The organism is Geodermatophilus sabuli (genome assembly GCF_010686765.1).
In the GTDB taxonomy this organism is placed as follows: Bacteria; Actinomycetota; Actinomycetes; order Mycobacteriales; family Geodermatophilaceae; genus Geodermatophilus; species Geodermatophilus sabuli_A.
This window is the reverse complement of sequence record NZ_JAAGWF010000002.1, coordinates 213,674-237,468: the sequence shown is the minus strand read 5'-3', so window position 1 is coordinate 237,468 and position 23,795 is coordinate 213,674. Positions and strand designations below refer to the sequence as shown.

Annotated in this window: 24 protein-coding genes; 9 read left to right on the top strand and 15 right to left on the bottom strand. The window is 75.3% G+C overall.

What is annotated here, in order from left to right; all coding sequences use genetic code 11:
- Positions 1-128: 128 nt before the first annotated feature.
- The 3 genes from GCU56_RS01295 to GCU56_RS01285 all read right to left on the bottom strand — a co-directional run bounded on the left by GCU56_RS01295 (position 129) and on the right by GCU56_RS01285 (position 3,077).
- Positions 129-1,187 (bottom strand): 1-acyl-sn-glycerol-3-phosphate acyltransferase, encoded by a 1,059-nt coding sequence (locus GCU56_RS01295; protein ID WP_163479692.1) that lies wholly within the window; start codon positions 1,185-1,187, stop codon positions 129-131.
- 1 nt (position 1,188) lies between these two features.
- Positions 1,189-2,058, bottom strand: coding sequence for a patatin-like phospholipase family protein (locus GCU56_RS01290; protein WP_163479691.1), 870 nt, complete (start codon positions 2,056-2,058; stop codon positions 1,189-1,191).
- A 77-nt stretch (positions 2,059-2,135) separates the two neighbouring features.
- Positions 2,136-3,077 carry a phosphoglycerate dehydrogenase gene (locus GCU56_RS01285; RefSeq protein WP_163479690.1) on the bottom strand — a complete coding sequence of 314 codons (942 nt, stop codon included), beginning with the start codon at positions 3,075-3,077 and terminating at the stop codon, positions 2,136-2,138.
- A 247-nt stretch (positions 3,078-3,324) separates the two neighbouring features.
- On the opposite strand from GCU56_RS01285, the gene dgoD reads away from it, so the two are divergent.
- Entirely contained in the window at positions 3,325-4,473 is a 1,149-nt protein-coding gene (dgoD, locus tag GCU56_RS01280) for a galactonate dehydratase (RefSeq protein ID WP_163479689.1), read from the top strand.
- Between the two features lie 4 nt (positions 4,474-4,477).
- On the opposite strand, the gene GCU56_RS01275 is transcribed toward dgoD, so the two are convergent.
- The 7 genes from GCU56_RS01275 to GCU56_RS24955 all read right to left on the bottom strand — a co-directional run bounded on the left by GCU56_RS01275 (position 4,478) and on the right by GCU56_RS24955 (position 12,246).
- Positions 4,478-5,431 (bottom strand): NAD(P)-dependent oxidoreductase, encoded by a 954-nt coding sequence (locus GCU56_RS01275; protein WP_163479688.1) that lies wholly within the window; start codon positions 5,429-5,431, stop codon positions 4,478-4,480.
- 9 nt (positions 5,432-5,440) lie between these two features.
- Positions 5,441-6,328, bottom strand: a complete 888-nt coding sequence (locus GCU56_RS01270; RefSeq protein WP_163479687.1) for a dihydrodipicolinate synthase family protein — start codon at positions 6,326-6,328, stop codon at positions 5,441-5,443.
- A gap of 5 nt (positions 6,329-6,333) precedes the next feature.
- On the bottom strand, positions 6,334-7,302 hold the full coding sequence (locus GCU56_RS01265) for a sugar kinase (RefSeq protein ID WP_345771570.1): 969 nt from the start codon (positions 7,300-7,302) through the stop codon (positions 6,334-6,336).
- Positions 7,299-8,744 (bottom strand): Nramp family divalent metal transporter, encoded by a 1,446-nt coding sequence (locus GCU56_RS01260; protein WP_163479686.1) that lies wholly within the window; start codon positions 8,742-8,744, stop codon positions 7,299-7,301. Before GCU56_RS01260 ends, GCU56_RS01265 begins: the two co-directional genes overlap by 4 nt.
- A 93-nt stretch (positions 8,745-8,837) precedes the next feature.
- Positions 8,838-10,115 (bottom strand): alpha-hydroxy-acid oxidizing protein, encoded by a 1,278-nt coding sequence (locus tag GCU56_RS01255; RefSeq protein WP_163479685.1) that lies wholly within the window; start codon positions 10,113-10,115, stop codon positions 8,838-8,840.
- Between the two features lie 83 nt (positions 10,116-10,198).
- Positions 10,199-11,392, bottom strand: coding sequence for a low temperature requirement protein A (locus tag GCU56_RS01250; RefSeq protein WP_163479684.1), 1,194 nt, complete (start codon positions 11,390-11,392; stop codon positions 10,199-10,201).
- A 131-nt stretch (positions 11,393-11,523) separates the two neighbouring features.
- Positions 11,524-12,246, bottom strand: coding sequence for a helix-turn-helix domain-containing protein (locus GCU56_RS24955; RefSeq protein WP_163479683.1), 723 nt, complete (start codon positions 12,244-12,246; stop codon positions 11,524-11,526).
- A gap of 280 nt (positions 12,247-12,526) precedes the next feature.
- Here GCU56_RS24955 and GCU56_RS01240 point away from each other — a divergent pair, with 280 nt between their 5' ends.
- The 4 genes from GCU56_RS01240 to GCU56_RS01225 all read left to right on the top strand — a co-directional run bounded on the left by GCU56_RS01240 (position 12,527) and on the right by GCU56_RS01225 (position 15,702).
- On the top strand, positions 12,527-13,246 hold the full coding sequence (locus GCU56_RS01240) for an ANTAR domain-containing response regulator (RefSeq protein WP_163479682.1): 720 nt from the start codon (positions 12,527-12,529) through the stop codon (positions 13,244-13,246).
- An 84-nt stretch (positions 13,247-13,330) separates the two neighbouring features.
- Positions 13,331-14,113, top strand: a complete 783-nt coding sequence (locus tag GCU56_RS01235; protein WP_163479681.1) for a GAF and ANTAR domain-containing protein — start codon at positions 13,331-13,333, stop codon at positions 14,111-14,113.
- Between the two features lie 13 nt (positions 14,114-14,126).
- Complete coding sequence (locus tag GCU56_RS01230; protein WP_163479680.1) at positions 14,127-14,483, top strand: hypothetical protein; 357 nt, start codon at positions 14,127-14,129, stop codon at positions 14,481-14,483.
- A gap of 121 nt (positions 14,484-14,604) precedes the next feature.
- Positions 14,605-15,702 carry a phosphatase domain-containing protein gene (locus GCU56_RS01225; protein WP_163479679.1) on the top strand — a complete coding sequence of 366 codons (1,098 nt, stop codon included), beginning with the start codon at positions 14,605-14,607 and terminating at the stop codon, positions 15,700-15,702.
- On the opposite strand, the gene GCU56_RS01220 is transcribed toward GCU56_RS01225, so the two are convergent.
- Entirely contained in the window at positions 15,632-16,060 is a 429-nt protein-coding gene (locus tag GCU56_RS01220; RefSeq protein ID WP_163479678.1) for a hypothetical protein, read from the bottom strand. The two genes, GCU56_RS01225 and GCU56_RS01220, sit on opposite strands and share 71 nt — an antisense overlap.
- A gap of 80 nt (positions 16,061-16,140) precedes the next feature.
- Between GCU56_RS01220 and GCU56_RS01215 the strand changes: the two genes are divergently transcribed.
- A complete protein-coding gene (locus GCU56_RS01215; RefSeq protein ID WP_163479677.1) occupies positions 16,141-16,905 on the top strand; it encodes an SDR family NAD(P)-dependent oxidoreductase in 765 nt (254 codons plus the stop codon).
- A gap of 11 nt (positions 16,906-16,916) precedes the next feature.
- Here GCU56_RS01215 and GCU56_RS01210 read toward each other — a convergent pair whose 3' ends face one another.
- Positions 16,917-17,879 carry an SMP-30/gluconolactonase/LRE family protein gene (locus GCU56_RS01210; RefSeq protein ID WP_163479676.1) on the bottom strand — a complete coding sequence of 321 codons (963 nt, stop codon included), beginning with the start codon at positions 17,877-17,879 and terminating at the stop codon, positions 16,917-16,919.
- Positions 17,880-18,037: 158 nt separating this feature from the next.
- Here GCU56_RS01210 and GCU56_RS01205 point away from each other — a divergent pair, with 158 nt between their 5' ends.
- Together GCU56_RS01205 and GCU56_RS01200 are read left to right on the top strand one after the other, a co-directional pair.
- Positions 18,038-19,255 (top strand): histidine kinase, encoded by a 1,218-nt coding sequence (locus tag GCU56_RS01205; protein ID WP_204331242.1) that lies wholly within the window; start codon positions 18,038-18,040, stop codon positions 19,253-19,255.
- On the top strand, positions 19,242-19,880 hold the full coding sequence (locus GCU56_RS01200) for a response regulator (RefSeq protein ID WP_163479675.1): 639 nt from the start codon (positions 19,242-19,244) through the stop codon (positions 19,878-19,880). Before GCU56_RS01205 ends, GCU56_RS01200 begins: the two co-directional genes overlap by 14 nt.
- A 6-nt stretch (positions 19,881-19,886) precedes the next feature.
- On the opposite strand, the gene GCU56_RS01195 is transcribed toward GCU56_RS01200, so the two are convergent.
- Entirely contained in the window at positions 19,887-21,863 is a 1,977-nt protein-coding gene (locus tag GCU56_RS01195; RefSeq protein ID WP_163479674.1) for an ABC1 kinase family protein, read from the bottom strand.
- Positions 21,864-21,957: 94 nt separating this feature from the next.
- Positions 21,958-22,782: a sulfite exporter TauE/SafE family protein gene (locus GCU56_RS01190; RefSeq protein ID WP_163479673.1), complete on the bottom strand. Its 825-nt coding sequence runs from the start codon at positions 22,780-22,782 to the stop codon at positions 21,958-21,960.
- Between the two features lie 286 nt (positions 22,783-23,068).
- Here GCU56_RS01190 and GCU56_RS01185 point away from each other — a divergent pair, with 286 nt between their 5' ends.
- A complete protein-coding gene (locus GCU56_RS01185; protein WP_163479672.1) occupies positions 23,069-23,383 on the top strand; it encodes a WhiB family transcriptional regulator in 315 nt (104 codons plus the stop codon).
- A 15-nt stretch (positions 23,384-23,398) separates the two neighbouring features.
- Here GCU56_RS01185 and GCU56_RS01180 read toward each other — a convergent pair whose 3' ends face one another.
- Entirely contained in the window at positions 23,399-23,728 is a 330-nt protein-coding gene (locus GCU56_RS01180) for a hypothetical protein (RefSeq protein ID WP_163479671.1), read from the bottom strand.
- Between the last annotated feature and the right edge of the window lie 67 nt (positions 23,729-23,795).

Below are 23,795 nucleotides of genomic sequence, written 5' to 3'. Positions count from 1 at the left end.
CGGGCACGCCGGGCCCGGGACGGCACGACGGTGGGAGCTGCGCGCATCCTCCCAACCGGGACGGGCCGATGTCGATCACCTCGCGGGGAGCCGATCCCTCCGGGGTGCCCCGTCGGGGTGGGCCGCCGTCACCCGGGCGTACCGGTGGCACCCTGCAGCTGCGTCGCCGCGGCCGACGTGGTGGTGATCCAGTCGTCGATCGTCTCCCACCACCGGTAGAGCCAGTCGGTCAGCTCCGCCTCGTCCCGCGGCACGTCCGCAGCGGGGATGAACCACCAGCGCAGGTGCAGGGTCTTGTCCATCGGCAGGCCCCGCCACAGGTCCCGCACCGTGCTGAGGTGCTCCAGCCCCGTGTGCGCGACGAAGACCACGTCGGCGTGCGGTGCGGCGCGCAGCGCCGCGGTGACCCCGGCCGGCCGGGGTGGCAGCACGTTGCGCATCGCCTCGGCCCGGCGCACGGCGGACAGCAGCCCGCGCTCGCGCAGCCGCTGGATCGCCCGGGTCCGGCGCCGCGGGGTGAAGTTGGCGCCCTCGGGGAAGATCAGCAACGCGTCCTCCTCGCCCAGGTCGCGGGCCAGGTCCGCGATCGCCTCCTCGGAGCTCTGCCCCGCCGCCGGGTCGGCCGAGACGAAGTGGTTGGGCAGCCGGTTGAGGTAGACGTCGAGCAGCGGGTCCAGCTGCAGCAGGTCCCTGAGCACGATCCGCGGCTGGCGGAGGTGGTCGCGGTTCATCAGCGTGTGCACGAGCAGGAAGGAGTCACCCGGGCCGGCGTGGCGGGACAGCACCACCATGGCGTTCGTCGAGCCCGGCACGCCGTCGTCCAGCGGCGACCAGGACGCGCCGTCGGTGACCAGCCGCAGTGCGAACAGCCGCTGCGCCACCCGCATCAGCACGTCGAGCAGCAGCCGCAGCACGGTGTAGTGGGCGGCGCGTGAGCCGCGGGAGTGCAACCGGCGACCGAAGCCGCCGAGCACCCACAGCACCCCGGCCACCGCCAGCCCGGCGACCTCCATCGCGAGGTACGCGAACGCGAAGCACAGCAGCCGCAGCGCCCGCCAGCGCCCCGGCAGGAACACCGAGGCGATCACCGCCACCACCACGAGGACGGGCAGCAGGACCACCCCGGCCGCCAGCGCACCGATGAGCAGCGGGCCGGTGACCCGGCGCACGCGGCGGGGAGGCAGCACCTCAGGCTCCCCCGTCCCCGCGTGCGCCGATCGCGTCCAGGTGGCCGCCGGCCGCGGCGTGGGCCCGGTCGATCCGGGCGGGGACGGCGGAGAAGTCGCGGTAGCGCAGGTTCCCGGTCGCCGGCGGATCCGGCTCGCCCGAGGGCAGCACGTGCACCGTGACCCCGGGCGGGAGGGCGGCGAGGTCCGCGGCGAACCGGTGCCGGCGGGCGATCTCGAAGGCGACCAGCGCGACCTCCCACGGCCGGGTGGGCGGGCGCAACGGGCGGTCGATCCGCCCGACGTGCAGCACGTAGATCGTGCCGGCGCCGAGGGCGACCGCGCGGCCGACCGGGATGCTGTGCACCAGCCCGCCGTCCAGGTAGTGCTCGCCGTCGAGCTCGACGGCCGGCAGGAGCCCGGGGACGGCGCAGGAGGCGAGCACCGCGTCGACCAGGGACCCGTCGCTGAACCAGTGCTCGGCGGCCCGCTCGATGCTGGCCGCGACGCACTGGAACGGCACGCGCAGCTCGGCGAAGGTCCGCACCGGCAGGTGGGCCTCGAGCAGCTCGCGCAGTGGCTCGCGCGGGTGCAGGTGGGTGCGGGTCCGCGCCAGGGTGCCCATCCGAGCGAACACCGACCCGGCGAACACCTGCGCCGAGGCCAGTTCCTCCCACACCCCGCGCAGCCGGGAGACCACGCCCGAGGTCGGGTCCGCGGCGACGAGCGCGCCGTTGATCGCGCCCACCGACGTGCCCACGACCAGGTCGGGCTGGACGCCGTGCTCGAAGAGGGCCTGCAGCATCCCCACCTCGGCGGCCCCGAGGACGCCCCCTCCCCCGAGGACGAACGCCGTGCCGCCCGCGCCGGCCGGCACCTCCGGCGATGCCATGGCCGCATCGTGCCATCCACGCCGGGTCGCGAGCAGCCCGTCGCCGGCGGCCGGGCGGTGGGGCCGGCGTCCCCGGGTCAGCGGTCCACGACGTTGCGCAGCTCCCGCCCGGCGAGCAGGCCGGCGAGGTTGGCCGAGACGAGCTCGTCGGCGCCCACCGGCCGGCCGCCGGCGGCGTGCGGCGTGAGGACGAGGTCCGGGGCGTCCCAGAGCGGCGACCCCGGCGGGAGCGGTTCGGTGTCCGTCACGTCCAGCGCCGCACCGGCCAGACGGCCCTCGGCCAGGGCCGACACGAGCGCCGGTTCGTCGACGGTGGAGCCACGGCCGACGTTGACCACGTAGGCGTGCGTCGGGAGCGCCGCCAGGCGGGCGGCGTCCAGCGCCCGCGTGGTGGCCGGCGTCGACGGCAGGATCATGACCAGCACGTCGGTCCGACCCAGCTCGGCCTCGAGGTCGTCCTCGCCGACGACGGTGCAGCCGGCCCGCTCCCCCGGGGTGCGCGCCACGCCCCGGACGTCGGCGCCCAGCCCTCGCAGCAGCGGCGCCAGCGTCTGCCCGATGGCGCCGAACCCCCAGATCAGCACCCGGGCGTCCAGCAGGGTGGTCACCGGCCCGTCGGGGTGCAGCGGCTGGAGGCCACCGAGCTCACGGGCCCAGCGGTGCTCGGCCTGCGCACCGGCGGAGGCGGGCAGCCGGCGCACCAGCGCCAGGGTCAGGGCCAGGGTGTGCTCGGTGACCGTGCGGCTGTGCAGGCCCGCCCCGCCGGTGACGACGACGTGCTCGGGGAAGCCCGCGGCGAGCACCGCGTCCGGCCCGGCCGCCAGGGTCTGGACCCACCGCAGCCGCGGCATCCGGCCGGCGACGGCGGCCAGGTCGGCAGCGGAGCTGCCCCACACCACCAGTGCCTCGGCGTCGAGGTGCTCGTCCGGGACCGGCGCGGAGGCGGCGTAGGTGACCGCGACGACCCCCTCGGGCAGGTCCGGCGCCAGGGGCAGCGAGTCGGGCAGCAGCAGCTTCATGGGCGGTTCGTCCCTCCGGGTCAGGGCGTGGCGGCACGCCGGCCGTCCCGTCCCCGTGCCCGGGGGACGGCGGACGGCTCCGGCGCCGTCGTCCGACCCAACCAGGGACGCCGCCGCCCCGCAGCCCGGGCCGGCCGCGCCGTTGGCGGCCCGCTCGCGGCTGCCGCACACTGCCGACCGTGGACGCCGACTGCGCGCGCACCGCTCCCGGCAGCGCGGGTCCGCCGGCGCCGGGAGGCCGGTCGCGGTGAGGGTGACCCGGGTCGAGACCTTCCTCGTGCCACCCCGCTGGCTGTTCGTCCACGTGTCGACCGACGAGGGCGTCAGCGGCTGGGGCGAGGCGACGCTCGAGGGGCGCAGCCACACCGCGCAGGCCGCGGTGCACGACCTGGCGGACCTCCTCGTCGGCCGGGACCCGCTCCGGATCGAGGACCACTGGCAGGTCCTGTCGAAGTCCGGTTTCTACCGGGGCGGCCCGGTCCTCTCCTCGGCGGTGGCGGGACTGGACCAGGCGCTGTGGGACATCGCCGGGAAGACCTACGGCGTGCCCGTCCACCAGCTGCTCGGCGGCCCGGTGCGCGACCGGGTCCGCGTGTACAGCTGGATCGGCGGCGACGACCCAGCGGAGGTCGCCGACTCCGCCGCCGAGCAGCGGGCCGCCGGCTTCACCGCGGTCAAGCTCAACGCCGCCGGCCGGACGAGCCCCCTCGACACGACCGCCGCCGTCGACCGCACGCTCGCCCGCGCGGCTGCCGTGCGCGATGCGATGGGGCCCGACGGGGACTTCGCCCTCGACTTCCACGGCCGGTTCACCACCCCGATGGCCCGGCGGATCGTGCCGGAGCTCGAGCCGCTGCGCCCGCTGTTCATCGAGGAACCGGTCCTGCCGGAACACTCCCCGCACCGGCTTCGCGACGTCGTCGAGGCCACCACGATCCCGGTCGCCACCGGCGAGCGGCTCTACAGCCGTACCGACTTCCTCCCGGTGCTGCAGGCCGGCATCGCTGTCGCGCAGCCCGACGTCGCCCACGCCGGCGGCATCTCCGAGTGCCGGCGGATCGCCGCCCTGGCCGAGACCTTCGACGTCCTGCTCGCCCCGCACTGCCCGCTCGGGCCGATCGCCCTGGCGGCCTGCCTGCAGGTGGACTTCGCGGCGCCCAACGTGCTGATCCAGGAGCAGAGCCTGGGCATCCACTACAACACCGGCGCGGACCTGCTCGACCACCTCGTCGACCCGTCCGTGTTCGCCTTCACCGACGGCTGGTGCGCGCGCCCGACGGGGCCGGGCCTCGGCGTGCAGATCGACGAGGCCGCCGTCCGCCGGGCGGCGGGGACCGGCCACCGGTGGCGCGGGCCGGTGTGGCGCCACCCCGACGGCTCGTTCGCCGAGTGGTGAGGTCTCAGCGCCCCTCGACGACGGCGTACGTCGGCCGGCCGGTCCGTGCCCAGTCGACGACGTTCTGCGCGGCCTTGCGCCGCAGCTCCGCCTCGGCCGCCTCGGAGTACCACGCGACGTGCGGCGTGACGAGCGCGCGCGGGTGGGTCAGCAGCGGGTGCCCCGCCGGCGGCGGCTCCTCGGGGAGCACGTCGAGCGCGACGCCGGCGAGCCGGCCCGAGGCGAGGGCGTCGAGCACCGCGTCGGTGTCGACGAGGCCACCGCGGGCGGTGTTGACCAGGTGGGAGCCCGGCGGCATCGCGCCCAGCAGCCGCGCGCCGACCAGCCCCCGGGTCGCGTCGGTCAGCGGCAGGTGCAGCGTCACCGCCGAGCTGCGGGCGAACAGCTCCGCCAGCGGCGCCCGGACGACGCCGTCGGGCCACAGCTCCTCCGGCAGGTGCGGGTCGTACCCGACGCACGCCCCGAACCACGGCGCGGCCCGCTCCACCACCATCCGGCCGATCCGGCCGAGCCCCACCACGCCCAGGGTCAGCTCCTCCGGACGGCGCAGCGGCCCGCCGAGGGAGTAGTCCCACCGGCCCGCGCGCACCTCGCGGTCGTGCCCGGGCAGGTTGCGCAGCAGCGCCAGCAGCATCGCGACCGCGTGCAGCGCGACCTCGGTGGTGCCGTAGTCGGGCACGTTGGACACCCAGACCCCGCGCGCGCGGGCGGCGTCGAGGTCGACGACGTCCAGGCCGACGCCGTACCGGCTGACCAGCCCGACGCCGGGCAGCGCGTCGAGCACCGCGGCGGTGATCGGCGCGTACTGGACCACCAGCGCCTCGGCGTCCCCCGCGGCCGCGATGACGTCCTCCGGCGTCCGGCACCGCCCGCGGACCAGCTCGTGGCCGGCTGCGCCGAGGATCGCGGCCTCGACGTCGAGCGAGGCGTACTCCGCGTCGGTCACCAGCACCCGCACCGGCGCTCCTCAGCCGCCGGCCGGCACCGGCGAGGCGGCGGCGCGCTCGGCCGCCCCGGCGGCGTCGAACGAGGCCGGAACCGGCAGCAGCGGTGGGCGCACCGTCCCCATCGGGTGCCCGTGCCGCTGCTCGGCGACCCGCTTGAGGACGCCGGCCGAGGTGTGCTGCTTGGTCATGGCCCGCACCTCCTGCAGGTGGCCGGACAGGCGCGCGGCCTGATCGGTCCGTCCGGCGCGCACGTGCGCGTAGAGCGCCACCACCTGCTCGGGGACGATGTTGGCCAGCGCCGAGATCGAGCCGTCCGCGGTGAGCAGCCGGGTGGGCAGGTCGTCCTCGGTGCCGACGAGCACCCCCTTGCCCGCGTCGCGCACGGTCTGGGCGTAGCCCGCCTCTCCCCCGGAGTCCTTGACGCCCCACACCGGCAGGGCCGTCACCAGCTCCGGCGGCAGCGGCACCGCGTACTTCGGGATGTGGTACATCACGACCGGATGGCGGGTGGCCGCCAGGACGCGCTCGTAGAACGACCGCAGCCCGTCGGCCTCCACCGGCGTGAAGTAGTACGGGGGCAGGACCATGACCGCCCGGACCGGCAGGTCGTCGAGGTACGCCAGCAGGTCGAGCGTGTCGGGCAGGTTGCCCTCGGCCACCGTGGGCACGACCTGCAGGTCCCCGACCCGCGGCAGCAGCGCCTCGAGCACCGCCCGCTTCTCGTGCGCGGCGACCGACGGCCCCTCGCCGTTGGTGCCGAACGGGATCACGCCGGTCACGCCGTGCCCGGCGAGCCACTCCACGTGGGCGACGTAGGCGTCGACGTCGACGCTGAACCGGTCGTCGTCGCGGAACGGCGTCACGTTCGCGACGTACACCCCCTGCAGCACGTCTCCGGGTCCGGACACGCAGCTCACCTCCCGAGGTCGACGGTCTGGTCGAGGAAGGCCGTGAGCTCGCGTCGGCTCGGCAGCCCCTCGTAGTCACCGAGGCCCTGGACGCAGAACGCGCCCATGGCGTTGGCGGTCCGCAGCCGCTCCTCCGGCGCGGAACCCCACAGGGTCGCCGCGAGGTAGCCGGCCGCGAAGGCGTCGCCGGCACCGATCGGGTCGACCTGGCGGACCGGGAAGCCGGCGGCGGTCAGGCGATCGCCGTCGATCACCGCGGCACAGCCGCGGGCACCGAGCTTGACGACGACCTCCCCCGGTCCGGCGTCCGGGAACCGCTCGAGGCAGGTGTCCTCGTCCCATCCCCACAGGGCCGACGCCTCCTCGTCGCCGACGAGGAGCACGTCGACGTGCGGCAGCACCGCCTCGGTGGCCGCCCGCGCGGCCGCCGGGTCCCAGAGCCGGCTGCGGTAGTTCACGTCGTAGCTGACGCGGACCCCGGCCTCCGCGGCCGTCCGCGCCGCCCAGGGGACGAACTCGGCGCACTCGGGCGACAGCGCTGCGGTGATGCCGGTCAGGTGCAGGAAGCCGGCCCCGGCCAGCACCGAGGGGTCGAACGCGCCCGGCGCCAGCGTGGCGGCGGCCGAGCCGCGGCGGTGGTAGTAGACCCGCAGCGCCCCGGCGACCTCCTCGCGCAGGTACAGCCCCGTGGGCCGGTCGGGCACCCGGCGGACCGCGCCGGTGTCGACGCCCTCGGCCCGGATCCGGTGCAGCACCAGCTCCCCCGGTTCGTCGTCCCCCAGAGCGCTCACCCAGCTCGCCGGGACGCCGAGCCGGGCCAGGCCGATGGCGACGTTGCTCTCGGCGCCGCCGACGGACAGCCGCACGCTGGTGGCGTGCCGCAGCCGGCCGGGCGACGTCGGGACGACGAGCACCATGGTCTCGCCGGCGGTGACCACCCGGAGCGCGTCGGTGATGGCCGGGCTCACGCTCACCCGCCGAAGAGTCGGCGCAGCTGCTCGTCGAAGGTGAGCACCGAGAGGAACCCGAAGAGCAGGAACGACCAGACCAAGGCCGCGACCCGCACCATGCCCGGGCGGATCTCCGGCGGCAGGGTGCGCCGGTTGAGGACCAGGAGCAGCGCCGAGTAGATGAACATCATCAGTCCGCCGGTCACCGCGGCGATCACCAGCAGCACCAGCGGCTGGTCGAGCCCGGAGAGCAGGACGACGCACCCGATGAGGACCAGACCCCAGACCAGGGCGAAGTAGATCTTGCTCTCGTTCGCGCCCTTCAGGTACGCCGTCTTGAGGACGTCGGCCCCCAGCCGGCTGGTGTAGTCCACGATGCCCAGCGCCGCGGCGAACAGCGAGATCGCCCCGATGACCCAGAAGAAGGTGCCGAACCAGCCGCCGACCGCGTCGTTGAGCGCGTCGCCCTCGACCTGGAGGAACGAGATGTCGCTGGCCAGCCCCTCCTCACCGAAGACGGTGGCGTAGGCCAGCAGCGAGGTGAACAGGATGGTCAGGAAGCTGATCGCGACGAAGGTGGTCAGCTGCTCGACGTTGGCGAACTTCCACCACCGCCGCCAGCGCCCCAGGTTCTCCGGGGTCGGCTCGAACGCGAACCCGGTCGACGGCGCCGCCTCGGGGTTGCCGGTGACCGGGCTGACGATCCGCGGCACGTAGGCGCCCATGCCGAAGCGCTTGTCCCGGATCCAGTTGCTCTGGCACAGGTTCTGCCCGCCGCCGGCGCCGGCGAAGGCGAGGGCACCCAGCAAGAGGGCGAAGCCGAGCTCCTCGGCCGGCAGGCCGGCCTCGGTGACGATCTGCGAGGTGTCGGCCCAGTCCGAGGCGCCGATCGCGAAGATCGACGCGACGATGATCAGCACCAGGACGGCGGCGACCTTGAACATCTCGATCTTCTCGAGCGCCTGGTACACCACCGGGGCCATCGTCAGCGTGACGCCGATCAGCAGCAGCATGCCGATCGCGATCGGCACCACGTCGCCGCCGACCAGGTAGGTGACCAGCGTCGCCGAGCTGGTCGCCCATCCCGGCCAGATGTTGGCGAAGTACGCCAGGATCGCGAAGACCAGGCCCCAGTGCCGCCAGTACCGGCTGAAGCCGGTGAGCGCCGTCTCCCCGGTCGCGAGCGTGTAGCGCTCGATCTCCATGTTGAGGAAGTACTGGGTGGCCAGCCCGACGAAGGCGGCCCACACGAAGACCAGCCCCACCTGGGAGGCGATGTAGGGGTACAGGATGAACTCGCCGCTGGCCATGCCGACGCCGGCCGCGATGATCCCCGGGCCGATGACGTGCCGGAACCGCGCCGGCGGCTCGGGCATGTCGCGCACCGACGGCGCGGGCAGGTGCTTGGTCGGGAACCGGTCGGTGACCGAGGCCCGGCGTCCTCCGGATTCACGGGTGGTGGCCATCACGCCCCCTGTGATCGGGATCACTGGCGCGGCCATTCCCCCACGTCGGCGCGGCGCTCGCAAGCGGAGCGACGGCCCTCGGCGGCGTCCCCGTCAGACCGCCGTCCCGCTGGTCCCGGCGGGGGCGGACGCGACGTGGCGGGGGCCGAGGTCCGCACTGCGCCGGACGCCGAGCAGCTGCATGCAGCGCTGGTACTCCTCGGCGAGGATCTCGCAGGCCCGCAGGACGCCGTCCTGGCCACCGGCCATGAGCCCGTAGAGGTAGGCCCGGCCGATCATCGCCGCGTCGGCGCCGAGCGCACGGGCGGCGACGACGTCCTGGCCGTGCAGGACCCCGCCGTCGATCAACACGGTCGCGCGGTTCCCGACGGCCGCCCGGATGGCGGGCAGGACGTCCAGCGTCGCCGCGGAGCGGTCCAGCTGGCGGCCGCCGTGGTTGGAGACCACGATCCCGTCCGCGCCCCGCTCCATGATCCGGCGGGCCGAGTCCGGCGTCGTGACGCCCTTCACCAGCAGCGTCCGCGGCCAGCGCCGGCGCAACCAGTCCAGCGCCGCGAGGTCCGTGCCCGGGTCGAACATGAGGCTCGCCACCTCGCCGGGCGTGGGACTGCCCTCGACGGCGCTGCCGAGGACGGCGAACGTCAGGCCGGCGGTGGTCAGCTTGTGGAACAGCCAGCCGGGTCGGCGCGACATGTCCAGGACGGTCCGGGCGGTGAGCGCCGGCGGGATGGTGAGCCCGTTGGCGACGTCCCGCAGGCGCATGCCGGACACCGCCGTGTCCACGGTGACCAGGAGGGTGGAGTACCCGGCGTCCTCGGCCTGGGCCACGAGGGTCTCGTTGAGTCGTTCGTCGGCGGTGAAGAACAGCTGGAACCACAGGTCCGCACCGGGCGCGGCGGCGCGGACGTCCCCGATCGAGGTCGACCCGACCGTGGAGAGGCAGTACGGGATGCCGACGTGCTCGGCCACGCGCGCGACGGCGGCCTCGCCGTGGTGGTGCATCATCCGCGTGTAGCCGGTGGGCGCGAGGACCAGCGGGAGGCGGATGCGCCGCCCCAGCAGGTCCACCCCGGTGTCCGGGTCGGCCACCGAGGCGAGCGCGTCCGGCGCGAAGGTGACCCTGCGGTACGCCGCGACGTTGCGGGCCGCGGTGATCTCCTCCTCCGCGGCCCCGTCGACGTAGTCGAAGACCGCCCTCGGTGTGGTGCGGGCGGCGGCCCGCCGCAGGTCACCGATGGTGAGCGCGCGGCTCAGCCGGCGGGTCGTCGCGCCGAGCTCGGGTCGCCGGAACTGCACCAGCCGGCGCAGTTCCGCGGGCCTCGGTAGCTGCCGCGCCGTCGAGATGGGCGCGAGCGGGAGCCTCCGTCGCACGTGGTGATCCCCTCGTGGGTCCGCCTGGGTCGCTCCCGCGAGCCAACGCCCCGGGTCGCGGCGGGCGCAACTCGACGGAGGGCTCAGGCGCCGAGGCCGGCGAGCCGCGCCGTCGATCGCTCCGGTCGCGACGCGACCGTCGTCCCGACCAGCAGGGAGCACACGACGGCGATGGCCGCGATCACGGCGGGGAGCCCGACGACGTCCGCCGCCAGCGGCACCGCGACGACGACGGCGGCGGCCGTCAGGATCAGGGCCGGGCGGATGACCGGCCGGTCCACGATCGGGGCGTGCACGGCCCAGAGGAGGACCAGGAACGCGCAGGTGGGGATCGCCACGGCGTAGCCGACGCCGGTCGCCGACACGTCCACGGGGTGACCGGTGTGCTCGACGGCGACCTCGAGGCCGGCGCCGAGGGCGGCGAGCGCCGCGAAGATCCCGTAGTGGCCGTACCCCCACAGGAACGACCGGTGGCGGCTGCGGGCGAGCCCCTCCCCCGCCGGCTCCAGGAAGTACAGCCACCAGAGGGCGAAGAGGAGGACCAGCCCGCTGACGGCGATGGTCACGAGGGACCGGCTCACCCCGGCGCCGTCCGCGGTCGCGGCCTGCACCCCGGTCGACGCGGCCAGCACGCTCTCACCGAGCAGGATGATCACGAACAGCCCGTAGCGCTCGGCGATGTGGTGCGGGTGCCAGCTGGTGCGCCGGGTCCGCTCCGCCCACCGCGGCACCGCCAGCTCGAGGACGACCAGGCCGAGGAACACCGGCAGCAGCGCCGTCTCCGGCAGGACGCCGGTCTCCGCGCACACCAGGCGGGCCAGCCAGCCCACCTGGACGACGGAGATCCCGAGCGCGTAGCGGAAGGCGGTCCGCCGGCCGTCGGGGTCCTCCAGCCCCGCCCGCACCCACTGGGCCACCAGCCCGACCCGCATGACCAGGTAGCCGACGGTGACGGCCCGGTAGTCCGACTCGGCGAACGCGGCCGGCACTCCCGCGGCGAGCACGAGCACCCCCGCCATCTGCACCATCGTCATGAGGCGGTAGGGGACGTCGTCGGTGTCGTAGGAGGAGGCGAACCAGGTGGAGTTCATCCACGCCCACCAGATCGCGAAGAAGACCTGGAGGAAGGGCGTCAGCTCCTCGAGGGCGTGGCCGGCCGCGATGCCGTGGGCCAGTTCCGCGGTGATGCTCGCGACGGCGACGACGAAGGTGAGGTCGAACAGCAGCTCCAGCGGGCTGGCGACGCGGTGTGCCTCGTCGGTCGGCCGTCCGCGCATGCGGACGCGCACTCGTCGCCCCGAGGGGCCGGCCTGATCCGTCACCGCGCCAGCCTAGGCAACGCGACGGGCCCGTCGCGGCGGAGAGAGATGCCCTCGGCGCGGTCCCCGCTCGCCGGGGAGACCGCGGATCAGTGCGCCAGTGCGTCCCCGGTGGCTCGCCGGATCGCCTCGTAGCAGTCGCAGGCGTGCGACTGCAGGCGTGGCCGGTCGGTGATGCCGATGGACCCGCGGGTGTAGGTGATGCAGCCGTCCTCGGCCAGGGACTGGGCCACCTCGCTGACCGACGTGCGGCGCACCGCAAGCATCTGGGCGAGGAAGTGCTGGGTGAGGTCGAAGCGAGAGCTGTCCATGCGGTCGGCCGTCATGAGCAGCCACCGGGCGGCTCGCTGGCGCACGGTGTGCACCCGGTTGCAGGCGGCGTTGCGGCTCACCTGGGTGAAGAGGGCCTGGGCCGACCGCTGGAGCATGGCTGTCAGCGGGCCGTCGACCTCGGCGATCTGCTCCCGGAACTGGTCGACGCCCATCGCCAGCGCCCGACCGGCCACCTGGACCAGGGAGCGTTCGGTCGGGGCGTCGGCGCCGAGGAACACCGAGAGGCCGACCACGCTCTCGCGGCCGATGGTGGCGGTCTCCACGACCTGGTCGGCGTCCAGGTCGGCCACGACGGAGACGACGCCGACGAGCGGGAAGAACACGGCCTGGATCGGTGCCCCGGGCTCGTGCAGCACCCGCCCCAGGGGGAGCGGTACCTCGTGCAGATCCGGCAGCAGCGGGGCGAGGGCGTCCTCGTCGAGGCCGGCGAGGACGGCGTTGCAGCGTGCCGTGTTCGCAGAAGTCGGGGCGATGGCCACGAGTGGCTCCTCCGTGCCGTGTCACCGGGTGCCGAGACCGCAGGCGGGACGGGTGATCCCTCGTCCATGGTCCGTGCGCTCGGGCGGAGGCTGCCCCTGCGAGCGGGGCGGTCCCATCGTGACAGACGGGGAGCCGCAGTGACGACGAGCGGGGCACCCCATCCGGTGCAATGTCAGGTACCGTGCACACGTCCACTCGGCCGGCGCCGTGACCGGGTGGATGTCCCCGTCACCATGGCGGTGGTCAGCCACCTCGACCCGGGACGAGGGAGGCGGGCTCATGACCGGCTCCGCGGGCGCCTCCGGCACGCCGGGCATCCGGGAGGCGCTGGGCGAGCTGGCCGGCCTGCTGCTCGCCGAGGAGAACACCCAGTCGGTGCTGCAGCGCATCGCCGACCTGGTCACGCACGTGATGCCGGAGAACAGCGAGGCCTCGATCACGGTGATGCGCGACCAGCAGGCGATGACCGCGGCCTCCACCGGGGAACTGGCGCGGCACCTCGACGAGACGCAGTACGAGCAGGGTCACGGCCCGTGCATGGACGCCGCCGTCGGCGGCGAGTTCACCGAGATCACCGACGGCCGCTCGGAGAGCCGGTGGCCCGACTACATGGAGACCTTCGTCGAGCGCGGTGCCCTGAGTTCGCTGGCCGCGCCCGTACCCGCCGTGCAGTTCGCGGCGGCGCTGAACGTGTACTCGCCGGTGACCGGTGCCTTCACCGACGAGCACCGTCGCGCCGCGGCCGAGTTCGCCGCCTACGCCGCGGTCGCGCTGGCCAACGTCGACGCACTCCAGGACGCCCGCGACCAGGCCGAGAACCTGCGGTTGGCGATGGAGTCCCGGGCCGCCATCGAACAGGCGAAGGGCATCGTGATGGAGCGGTACAAGGTGACCGTCGACGAGGCCTTCCGGCTGCTGGCCGGCGTGTCCATGCACACCAATCGCAAGGTGCGCGACCTGGCCGAGCACCTGGTGCTCACCGGAGAACTGGACCTCTGACCCGCCGCACGAGACGGACGAGGCGACGACCCCGCGCCGCCCACGCACCACCGAACGCGCAGCCACCGCCTGACAGGACCGCCGATGACCGACCCCACCACCCCCGCCGAGAACCCGGCACCGGCCGCCTCCGGCGAGCTCACCTCCACACCGTCGGCGGAGCTGGCCTGGGCGTTGAGCCGGATGGCCGGGCTCGTCCTGTCCCGGGAGACCGTGGACACCGCGCTCGAACTGGTCACCGCCCTCGCCGCGACCGCCACCGCGGGCACGCTCGGGTCGGCGGTCACCATCGTGGACGAGCACGGCAAGCGCTCCCGGGCCGCCTCCAACCAGGCGGCCGAGCAGGCCGACGCCCTGCAGTACGAGCTCGACGAGGGCCCGTGCCTGACCGCCTGGCGGACCCGGGAACTGGTGCGCATCGACGACACCACGACCGATGCCCGCTGGCCCCGGTGGAACGAGGCGGCCAGCCGGCTGGGCGTGCGCTCGGTGCTCAGCGCACCGCTGCTGGCGGCCGACGAGTCGATCGGCGCCATGAAGGTCTACTGCGAGCGCCCGGTGAACTACGGCCCCCACGACGAGCACGTCATGCGCCTGCTCGCGGCGCAGGCCGCCATCCTGCTCGCCAACAGCCAGAGCCTGCAGGAGGCCCGCCGGCTCAGCCGTCAGCTCACCGACGCGCTCACCAGCCGGGACGCCGTCGCCCAGGCGATCGGGGTGCTCCTGGCCAAGGGCGCGGCCGACCGCCAGGACGCCTTCGCCACGCTTGCTGCCACCGCCCGCCGGTCCGACCGGCCGATCGAGGACGTCGCCCGCGCCCTGCTCGCCGCGGTGACCGCGCGCACCAGCGACTCCGCTGCCACCTGAACCGTCCGCGATGATGACGAGCAGTGAGCGCTACCGACGCATGGACGCCGCCCGGGTGCATGCCCAGCTGAGCGTGCAGGACCTGTGGCTGCGTTACCTCGCTCTCGGTGGCACCGGTGACGCCTTCGACCTCGACGGCTACCTGCAGGGCCTGGTGCCTCTGGACACCTTCCAGCAGGACGTCCTCGCCCAGGCCCTCAACGAGGCCAGCAGAGACGTCTACCAGAGCCACCTGGTCCCGTTGTCCACACCACCGGCGGTGGACGGCCGGGACGACGACCGGCTCCGCAGGCTCATGGACCAGCTGCTCGGCCATGGAGCGCCGGCGCCCGGGCCCGACCTCCGGCCGGGCGGCGACCCGGAGGCCTGAGGGCCCGCGGACCGGCCGTGCCGTGCCGCGGGCCGCGGTGCCGGCGCACCGGCGTCGGCACCGGCGGCACGCCTGGGGGACCAGTACGGTCGGGCGGCTCACCGTCGGACCGGAGGTGTCCGTGTCGCTCCCGCCGCCGCCCGCTCCGGGCTGGTCCCTGCAGCTCGTGGCCGCCGCCTACCGCGTCCAGACGCGGCTCAACCGGCTCCTGTCCGACCGCGCCCGCCGCCGCGGGTGGACGACCGCGGCGCTGGGCTACCCCGGCTACGCCGCACGGGGCCGGGCGCGGGTCCGCGGGCGGCTGCTGCTCGCCCCGGCCGGCACGGACCCGAACGCCCGCCTCGACATCCCGGGCTGGCGCCGCCTGCTGACCCTGGAGCAACCGCACGGCGAGATCGACGTCAGCCTCGGGAGCACCCGGGTCCGGGCGCGCGCCGACGAGGCGGGGCTGATCGACCTGACCGTCCCGGTCGACCTGCCACCGGGACCCGGTGCGGCGCTGCTGCACGTGGACGGCCGCCCGCCGGTGCCGGCGCCGGTCCACGTCGCGGCACCCGACGCGGTCCGCGGTGTCGTCTGCGACATCGACGACACGGTGTGGATCACCGGCATCCGGCATCCGGTGCGGGCCGCCTGGCGCACGTTCGCGGGCAACGGCGAGACCCGGCGTCCGGTGGCCGGCATGGCGGCACTGCTGACCTCCCTGGCCGCCGCGGCGCCGCACGCGCCGGTCGTCTACGTGAGCAACGGACCGTGGAACCTGGCCGGGCCCATCACCCGCTTCCTGGCGCGCAACGGCTTCCCGCCCGGCGCCCTCCTGCTGACCGACTGGGGCATCAGCCCGCGCGCGTGGTTCCGCAGCGGACAGGCGCACAAGCGGGCGTCCCTGGAACGGCTGGTCCTCGACCTGCCCGGCGTGCGCTGGGTGCTGGTGGGGGACGACGGCGAGCACGATCCCGAGATCTACCGCGACTTCGCGCGCTCGCACCCGGAGCAGGTGGCCGCCGTCGCGCTGCGCACGGTCGCCCCGATGGGCACCGCCGCGCCGGCGGGCGACGAGCGGGTGGGTGCCGTTCCCGTCGTCCGCGCCGGCGACGGCACCGCGCTGGCCGCACGGCTGGACCGGTGGGGCGTGCTGCCCGTGCCGGTCAGCTCCGGCGGTCGACGACGGCGAAGGCGACCGCTCCGACCGCGATCTCCGCGACGAGCAGCAGGGTGAGCACCATCTCCGCGCGAGCGCCGAGCCCGATCGCGATGGCCGCCACACCGGTGAGCGGCACCGCGAGCAGCCCGAGGACGGCGAGGGAGCGGGTCAGCAGGGCGTCGTCGCGCTCGTCCCCGGTCCGGGTCCAGGCGCGCTCGAAGGTCGTCGCACTGCCGGGGCGCCGACTCACCCGCCAGGCCATCACCCCGGCGCCCGCCAGGCTGGCCGCCGCCCCCCACAGGAAGCCGGCGCCCATGTCGCCCGGGCCGTACTCGCGCAGCGCCAGCCCGGTGACGATCAGCAGCGTCAGTGCCACGAGGGCGGCGCCGAGCGCGAGCGCCGGCTTGGGGCGGGTCCGTCCGACAGTCGGCACGGGTCTCTCCTCGGCAGTGTGCGGGCGGGTCGCATGGTCAAGCGACCTTGACAGGACGAGCGTGCTCGACATGGACGGACATGTCAAGTCCCCTTGTCACCCGCGCGGCGAGCGTCCGCGGCTTCGCGGCCGACGGCGGCACCGTCGTCGCGCTGGGGCCGGAGCCCGGGCCGGTGCAGCGGGTCGCCGCGGAGACCGGCGGCATCGCGGTCGTCGGTGACGCGGCCGGGCCCGCCGACGTGCGGTGGGCGGTGGCGGCGGCGCGAGAGGCCGGCGGGCTCGACGCGGTGGTCACGAGCGCCGGCGGCGGCAGCCGGTCGGGCGGGGTCCTCGACGTCGACCAGGAGGCCTTCGACCGCGAACCGCGGGTCGACCTGACCACGGCGGTGGTCACCGTGCGGGAGACGCTGCCCGCCCTGCTGGAGCGGGGTGGCGGCTCGATCGTCGTGGGCGCGTCCGTGGCGGCGCTGGCGTCGGCACGGGGCCTGATGACCTACACCACCGGGAGGACCGCCCTGCTCGGGTTGCTCCGGTCCCTCGCCGTCGACCACGGACCGCAGGCAGCTCGGGCGAACGTGGTCGCGCCCGGCGGCACGCGCACGCGGATGCTGCAGCCGATGATCGACCGGGTGGCCGAGCGCCTCGGGTCCGACGAGGACGACGCCGTCCGGCGGCTGACCGCCGGGACGCCGCTGCGCCGGTTCGCCGACCCCGAGGAGATCGCCGCGGTCGCCCTGTTCCTCGCCTCCGACGCCGCCTCGTTCGTGACCGGCAGCACCATCGTGGCCGACGGTGGACGGTCCGCGGTGGACGTCGGGACGCTGGCCGCGGACCTCATCGGCTGACGGGGCCCGGCTCACGGCCGCAGCGGCAGGGCCACCACCTCGAACGGCGCCGTCGGCGTCGGCTCCTCGAACCGGCTGTCGACCAGCAGCAGCCGCCCGCGTGCCTCCTTCGCCGTGGTGAAGACCCGGGCGGGGTCGGTGGGGGTCTCCTGCAGCAGCCGGGCGGAGTCGGCGTGGCGGCCGAGTTCGAGCGTGGTGAGCACCCGCGAGAAGTTGCGGACGACGGTCAGCGTCGACCCCCGGAGCACCAGCCCGTCGGCGTCGGTCAGGTCGACGTCGCCGGTGTCGATCGGGGTGACCGCCCCGCTGCGCAGGTCGAAGCGCCACAGTCGGCCGACGTTGCCCTGCGCCACCACGAGAGCACGCCGGTCCGGCGAGACGACGATCCCGCCGAGGTTGAAGCCCGTCTGGGTCGGGATCGTCCCCGTCGCGTCCACCCACACGCGGGCCATCCACTGCCCGTGCTCGCGGGCCACCCGGAAGACCTGCGGCGCGTTGGAGTTGGTGACGTAGGCGGCCCCGTCGGGGCCGATGGTCACGTCGTTGAGGAAGGCGTCGGGCACGCCGAGGTCCAGCGCGGCGAGCAGGCGGCCGTCCGGGGCGTAGACCCACAGGTCGGGGCGGTCGGCGTCGATCCCGTTGGGCCCCCCCGCGACGTAGACCCGGCCGCGGTGGTCGGTGGTGATGCCGCGGGCGGTGGTGCGCCCGTCCGCGCCCTCGTCCAGCCAGACCTCGGTCTCCCCGGTCCGCACGTCCCCGCGGTGGATCTCGCCGCCGGTGGTCTCGCTGACGTAGAAGGTCCGCTCGGCCGGGTCGACGCCGATGCCCTCGAACTTCGACACGTACTGGTCGCCGTCCAGCCGGTAGGTGGCGGGGCGTTGCCCGACGCCCTCGTGCGCGGCCGCGGGCGGTGCGCCCAGCAGGGCGGCGACCCCGAGCGAGAGGACGGCGGCGGGGAGGAACGGGCGGCGCATGGCGACTCCTGGGTCCGATGGCGGTCCCTCCACCGTGCCGGGCGCTCCCCGGCACGGCATCGGCCGGACGGCGACCCCCGGGGCGCCGTCCGGGGGGCGCGGTCCTGGCCGATCGGATGATGCCGCGGACGCCCGGCGGCCCGTAGCGTGTCCCAGTTGTGACCGAGCTCCGGCGCCGGGACGGCGTGCACGGCATCCTCGCCGGCGTCGGCGGGACCGGGTGGCTCGACGGAGCCGTGGTGCTCCTGACCACCGCGTCCGCGATCCGGTACGTCGACGCGCACGGCGCCGACGGCCGCACGCCGGCCGTGCTGGCCGGCGCCGCGGTGCTGGTCGCCGTGTACGCGCTCCAGCGCCGGGCCGTCCGCCACGGACACCGGAGGCGGGCGATCGCGGGCTGCCTGGCCCTCGTCGCGACCTGGCTGGTCCTCGTGGTCCTCGCGCCGTCGTTCTCCTGGGTCGCGGTGCCCCTGTCGTTCGTGGCCCTGCGGGTCCTGCCGTACGCCGCGGCCGGCGCCGTGGTCGCCGGCATGACCGCGACCGTGGTGGTCGCCTGGACCCTCATGCTGGGCGCGGTCGACCCGACGATCGTCGTCGGACCGGCCTGCGTCGCCGGCCTGGCCGTCCTCGCCTACCGCGCGCTGGACCGCGAGGCGGTGGCCCGCCAGGAGCTCCTGGGTGAGTTGCAGGAGGCCCAGGGCGACCTCGTCGAGGCCCAGCACTCGGCCGGCGCCCTGGCCGAGCGGGCCCGGCTGTCCCGCGAGATCCACGACAGCGTGGCGCAGGGGTTCTCCAGCATCAACCTCCTGCTGCAGGCGGCCGAGCAGTCGTGGTCGGCCCGGCCGGACGCCGCCCGTCAGCTCGTCGCCCAGGCCGCCGCGACCGCGCGGGAGGGGCTGGACGAGGCGCGCCGGGTGGTGCGCGACCTGGCCCCCGCGGAGGTGTCGGCGGGAGCCGGTCCGGCGCTCGAGGCGGCGCTGCGGCGCACCTGCGAGCGCGCCGTGCAGGGCACCGACGTCCGCGTCGCGGTGCACGTCGACGGCCGGCCGGTCGACGTCCCGGCCGACGTGGCCACGGCGGTGCTGCGGACGGCGCGCGGCGCCCTGGCCAACGTCGTGGAGCACGCCGGCGCGAGCACGGCGACGGTGTCCCTGACCTACCAGCCCGACACGGTCTCCCTCGACGTGCGGGACGACGGCCGGGGGTTCGACGTCCGGCGGTCCGGCACCAGCAGGGACGGCCGGGGCAGCGGCCTGGCCGGCATCCGCAGCCGCGCCGACCAGTTCGGCGGCGCGGTGGCGGTGGAGACGGCGCCGGGCGAGGGCACCGCGATCGCCGTCTCGATCCCGCTGAGGAGCGCCGATGGACGGCGCTGAGGCGATCCTGATCGTCCTCGTCGACGACCACCCGGTGGTGCGGGCGGGGCTGCGGGCGCTGCTCGAGGGGCAGCCCGACCTGGCGATCGTCGCCGAGGCCGCGGGGGCCGCTGAGGCCGATGCAGCAGTGGCTCGCACCCGGCCCGACGTCGTCCTCATGGACCTCAACCTCGGCCCGGGCGAGGGCGGCGCGGAAGTGACCGCGCGGCTGCGGGCCCGCCCGGAGCCCCCGCGGGTCCTCGTGCTCACCACCTACGCCACCGACGCCGACGTCCTGGCCGCGCTCGACGCGGGAGCGGGTGGCTACCTGCTCAAGGACGCGCCACCCGACGAGCTCTTCCGCGCGGTGCGGGCGGTGGCCCGGGGCGAGACCGTGCTGGGCTCGGAGGTGGCCGCGATCCTGGTGCGGCGGGTCAGCTCCCCCGAGCCGGCACTGACCGAGCGGGAGGTGCAGATCCTCGGCCTGCTCGCCGGCGGTCTGGGCAACCGGGAGATGGCCCGCCGGCTCCTGGTCAGCGAGGCGACCGTGAAGTCCCACCTCTCGCACATCTACGGCAAGCTCGGCGTCGACACCCGGGCCGGCGCGGTCGCCACGGCCATCGAGCGGCGGATCATCCGCGCCTGACCCCGGTCACGAGCGGTCCTGCCGGAAGACCACGACCAGCACGCGTAGCACCAGGACGACGGCGACCACGAGCAACCCGTAGCCGAACACCGGGAACAGTCGCACCGAGTCGGTGACCTGCGGACCGCCGGGCATGTCCAGGAAGAGCACCGCCATGAGGCCGGCCGCGGCCCCCAGCAGCGCGGACAGGGTCAGGTGCACCAGGCCGGTGACCAGCCGGCGGTCGCGGGCGTCGGCGAACAGCCGGACGTTGACCCCCAGCCGGCCGTGCTCGACCGCGTCGGCGATCCGGTCGACCCGGCGCGGCAGCCGCCGCAGCAGTGGCAGCAGCGCCGCCAGCTCCTCCTCGGCCGACCGCCGCAGCCGCTGCGGGGTCAGCGACTGCGCCACCCGGCCCCGGCCGGCCGCGCGGGCCTCCGCGACGAGGTCGAAGCCCGGGTCGATCAGCGCCAGCGTCCCCTCCAGCGTGGCGAAGGTGCGGAAGACCGCGGCCACCTGCGCGGGGATCGGCAGGCGGTGCGCGGTCACGAGCCGGAACAGCGCGCCGAACGCGGCGGCCCCCACCGACGCACCGGGCGCGGTGAACCGGACGATCAGCACGCCGAGGGCACGCTCCAGCTCCCGCTCGTCGATCTCCGGCGGCCGGTCGAGGAGCTCCAGCAGCGCATCGCCGGCGGTGAGGGAGTCGGTGCTGCCGAGCGCGGCCATGAGCCGGCCGAACGCCGTCCTGGTGGTGCTGTCCAGGCGCCCCACCGAGCCCAGGTCGAGCAGCCCCAGGGCCCCGTCGGCCTGCAGCAGGACGTTCCCGGGGTGCAGGTCGACGTGGAACAGACCGTGGTCGAGCACCTGGTCGAGGACCGTGGCCAGCAGCGCGCCGGCGACGGCCGAGCGACGTCCCGGGCCGAGCTCCGCCAGCGCCGGGCCGGCCGACCCGAGCGGCGTCCCCTCCAGCCGCTCCATGACCAGCACCCGCCCGGTCGACAGGGCGGCATGCGGCGTCGGCACCCGGACCCCGCGGCTCGGTGACGCGCGGAGGGCCGCGGCCATCGCGGTGAGGTTGTCGCGCTCGGTGGTGAAGTCCAGCTCCTCCCGCAGCGCGTCGGCGAAGCCCGTCGCCAGCCCGACCAGCCCGAGCGAACGACCCCACGGCGTCCGGGCCTCGAGGGTCCGGGCGAGCGTGAGCAGGATGTCGAGGTCCCGCTCGACGACGGCGCAGACGCCGGGCCGCTGCACCTTGAGCACCACGTCGGCACCGTCGAACGACCGCGCCGCGTGCACCTGGGCGACCGAGGCGGCGGCCAGCGGCTCGGGATCCACCGCGGCGAACACCTCCTCGACCGGTCGCCCGAGCTCGGCGAGCAGCACGGCACGCACCTCCTCCCACGGGACCGGCGCCGCCTCGTCCTGCAGCGCGGCGAGCTCGTCGGCGAACTCCGCCGGCACCAGGTCCCGCCGGGTGGACAGCTGCTGGCCGAGCTTCACGAAGGTGACGCCGCCCTCGTCCAGCGCGCGGCGGAGGGACCGCGCGAGCTCCCGTCGCGCGGCCGCGGACTCCACCCCGGCCGGCCGGCGTCCCCGCAGGAACCGGCCCAGGCCGTGGCGGACGGCGATCTGCAGGATCTGGGCGTACCGGTGCGCCCTGGCCGCCCGGCTGCGCCACCCCCGCCAGAGCTCGACCGGCCCGGGCAGGGAGCCCTCGGGCACGACCACGTCGGCGATCACGACCACCGCCATCGCCGCCAGGCTGGCGCAGCACAGGGCCAGGGCAGCGAACAGCAGCGCGGTCCCCGGATCGGCCTGCTCCGGGTCGGGCAGGAACGCCTGCAGGACCGGCCCCGCGACCAGCAGGGCCAGTGCGGCCGCCAGCACCGCGCGCACCGGCCCCAGCCGGACACCGAGCAGCCGCCGGATGACGGCGCCGAAGAGGAGGACCGTCAGCACGACGGTGGGGACCAGCAGGACTCCCTCGAGGATGCCGTCCATGTCGCCGACCTCTCCCTGGGCACCGTGCCCCGTGCCTACGTGCCAGGTCCCCGGGCAGTCAACCCGCGCGCCGGCGGTGGGCCGGGATCGGCGCTCAGCCGACCAGGGGCCGGAGGTTCTCGCTCCACACGTCCCAGCCGAGCCGGGCGATGAGCGCCGTGACCACCACGAGGAAGGCGACGCGGATGAAGCCGCTCCCCCGGGCGGTCGCCGCCCGGGAGCCGAGGTAGCCGCCGAGCATGTTGGCCGCGCCCATGAGCAGCCCGAGCCCCCAGAAGACCGACCCGTGCGGGACGAAGAACAGCAGGGCACCCAGGTTGGTGGCCACGTTGACGATCTTGGCCTTCGCGCTGGCGGACAGGAAGTCGTACCCGAGTAGGGACACCATGGCGAAGACGAGGAAGGACCCCGTCCCCGGACCGAGGACGCCGTCGTAGAAGCCGATCACGGACCCGACGGCGACGGCGACCCCGTGGTGCCTGCCCCCGCGGTGGCGCAGCGCCGTCACCTCGCCGAGCGCGGGCCGCAGCAGGGTCACCCCGGCGATGAGGACGAGCGCGACGACGATGACCGGCTTGAACACCGCGGCCGGCAGCAGCGAGGCGAGGGACGCCCCCGCGAAGCTGCTCACGAGCGCGACCGCGGCCATGGGCAGCGCCGTCCGCAGGTCGGGGCGGGCGCGGCGGTGGTAGGTGACCGCGCTGGTCGCCGTGCCGAACACCGACGCCAGCTTGTTGGTCGCCAGCGCCTGCACCGGGCTGAGCCCCGGCACGAGGAGCAGCGCGGGGAGTTGCAGCAGACCACCGCCCCCGACCACGGCGTCGATCCACCCGGCCGCCAGCGCCGCCACGAGCACCAGCACGAGGACCGTCGGGGTCAGTCCGTCCGGGAGCAGGCCGGCCGGCAGGGCGTTGATCATCCGCGCCGGCGCGGCCGGGGGCCGGCGACGTCGTCCTGGCTCAGCACGGGATCGACAACCGCGCAGACGTCGCTCTGTTCCCCGGCGGGCGGACCGCCGGACCCCGACACGTCCGCCCGCGCGGCTCCGCGCGTCCGGGCACACATTCCACCAAGAGGCCGCCGGACTTTCGCGCGGGTTGTGCCAGTGCGCCCCTCGGGGCCCGGACCGTAACGTCACAGACAGCAGCCAGGCCGTACCGGTCCGTCACTTCCGGTGCGGCACGCATCCAGTCGAGGAGCCCCCCGTGTCGTCGTTCTCCCGCCCGTCCCTGACCCTGCTCACCGACTCGTCCGCCCCGGCGACCTGGACCGACACCACGCCGGTCGACGAGTCGTGGCGCCTGGACGCGCTGTGCGCCGAGACCGACCCCGAGGCGTTCTTCCCGGAGAAGGGCGGCTCCACGCGCGAGGCCAAGCGGGTCTGCGTCGGCTGCGCCGTGCAGACGGAGTGCCTGGAGTACGCGCTGTCCAACGACGAGCGGTTCGGCATCTGGGGCGGCCTGTCCGAGCGCGAGCGCCGGCGGCTGCGCCTGCAGCGGCGGATCCCGCTCAGCGCCTGACGGACCCCGGGCGGCTCAGGCTGCCCGGTGGGTGATGACCCCGCGTGCCGCGAGATCGGCCCGGATCCGCTCGGCACGGCCACGGCGGACGGCGGCACGCTCGCGCAGCATCGACGCCAGCACCGGGTTGCCCAGGCGTTCGGCCCGGACGGTCAGCACCGTGGCCAGCTCCACGTCCATCGCGGCCCGGCGGATCCGGTCAGCGAGCTCGGCGCCGCCTGCCGGTGCCCGACCGGTCAGCCGCGGCGCGGGGTCCGCGGCCACGGCGGCGATGATGCGGTCGACCGCATCACCCCGGCCGGCCGGTGAACCGGCCGTCCGCGTGGTGGGAACTGCCAGCGTCATCGCGCTCCCCCTGCCTCCTGGCGGCCCCGCTCCGACGTGGAGCGGCCCTGTCCGAGCAGCCCCGACG

Excerpts from the sequence above, each read along its gene's own strand:
- GCU56_RS01200 (WP_163479675.1), top strand. The coding sequence starts at position 19,242 with ATGGACGGCGCTGAGGCGATCCTGATCGTCCTCGTCGACGACCACCCG.
- GCU56_RS01260 (WP_163479686.1), bottom strand. The coding sequence starts at position 8,744 with ATGGCCACCACCCGTGAATCCGGAGGACGCCGGGCCTCGGTCACCGAC.
- GCU56_RS01210 (WP_163479676.1), bottom strand. The coding sequence starts at position 17,879 with ATGCGCCGCCCGTTCCTCCCCGCCGCCGTCCTCTCGCTCGGGGTCGCC.
- GCU56_RS01235 (WP_163479681.1), top strand. The coding sequence starts at position 13,331 with ATGACCGACCCCACCACCCCCGCCGAGAACCCGGCACCGGCCGCCTCC.
- GCU56_RS01190 (WP_163479673.1), bottom strand. The coding sequence starts at position 22,782 with ATGATCAACGCCCTGCCGGCCGGCCTGCTCCCGGACGGACTGACCCCG.
- GCU56_RS01285 (WP_163479690.1), bottom strand. The coding sequence starts at position 3,077 with ATGAAGCTGCTGCTGCCCGACTCGCTGCCCCTGGCGCCGGACCTGCCC.
- GCU56_RS01250 (WP_163479684.1), bottom strand. The coding sequence starts at position 11,392 with ATGCGCGGACGGCCGACCGACGAGGCACACCGCGTCGCCAGCCCGCTG.
- GCU56_RS01215 (WP_163479677.1), top strand. The coding sequence starts at position 16,141 with ATGTCAAGTCCCCTTGTCACCCGCGCGGCGAGCGTCCGCGGCTTCGCG.
- GCU56_RS01195 (WP_163479674.1), bottom strand. The coding sequence starts at position 21,863 with ATGGACGGCATCCTCGAGGGAGTCCTGCTGGTCCCCACCGTCGTGCTG.
- GCU56_RS01180 (WP_163479671.1), bottom strand. The coding sequence starts at position 23,728 with ATGACGCTGGCAGTTCCCACCACGCGGACGGCCGGTTCACCGGCCGGC.
- GCU56_RS01240 (WP_163479682.1), top strand. The coding sequence starts at position 12,527 with ATGACCGGCTCCGCGGGCGCCTCCGGCACGCCGGGCATCCGGGAGGCG.
- GCU56_RS01290 (WP_163479691.1), bottom strand. The coding sequence starts at position 2,058 with ATGGCATCGCCGGAGGTGCCGGCCGGCGCGGGCGGCACGGCGTTCGTC.
- GCU56_RS01230 (WP_163479680.1), top strand. The coding sequence starts at position 14,127 with ATGACGAGCAGTGAGCGCTACCGACGCATGGACGCCGCCCGGGTGCAT.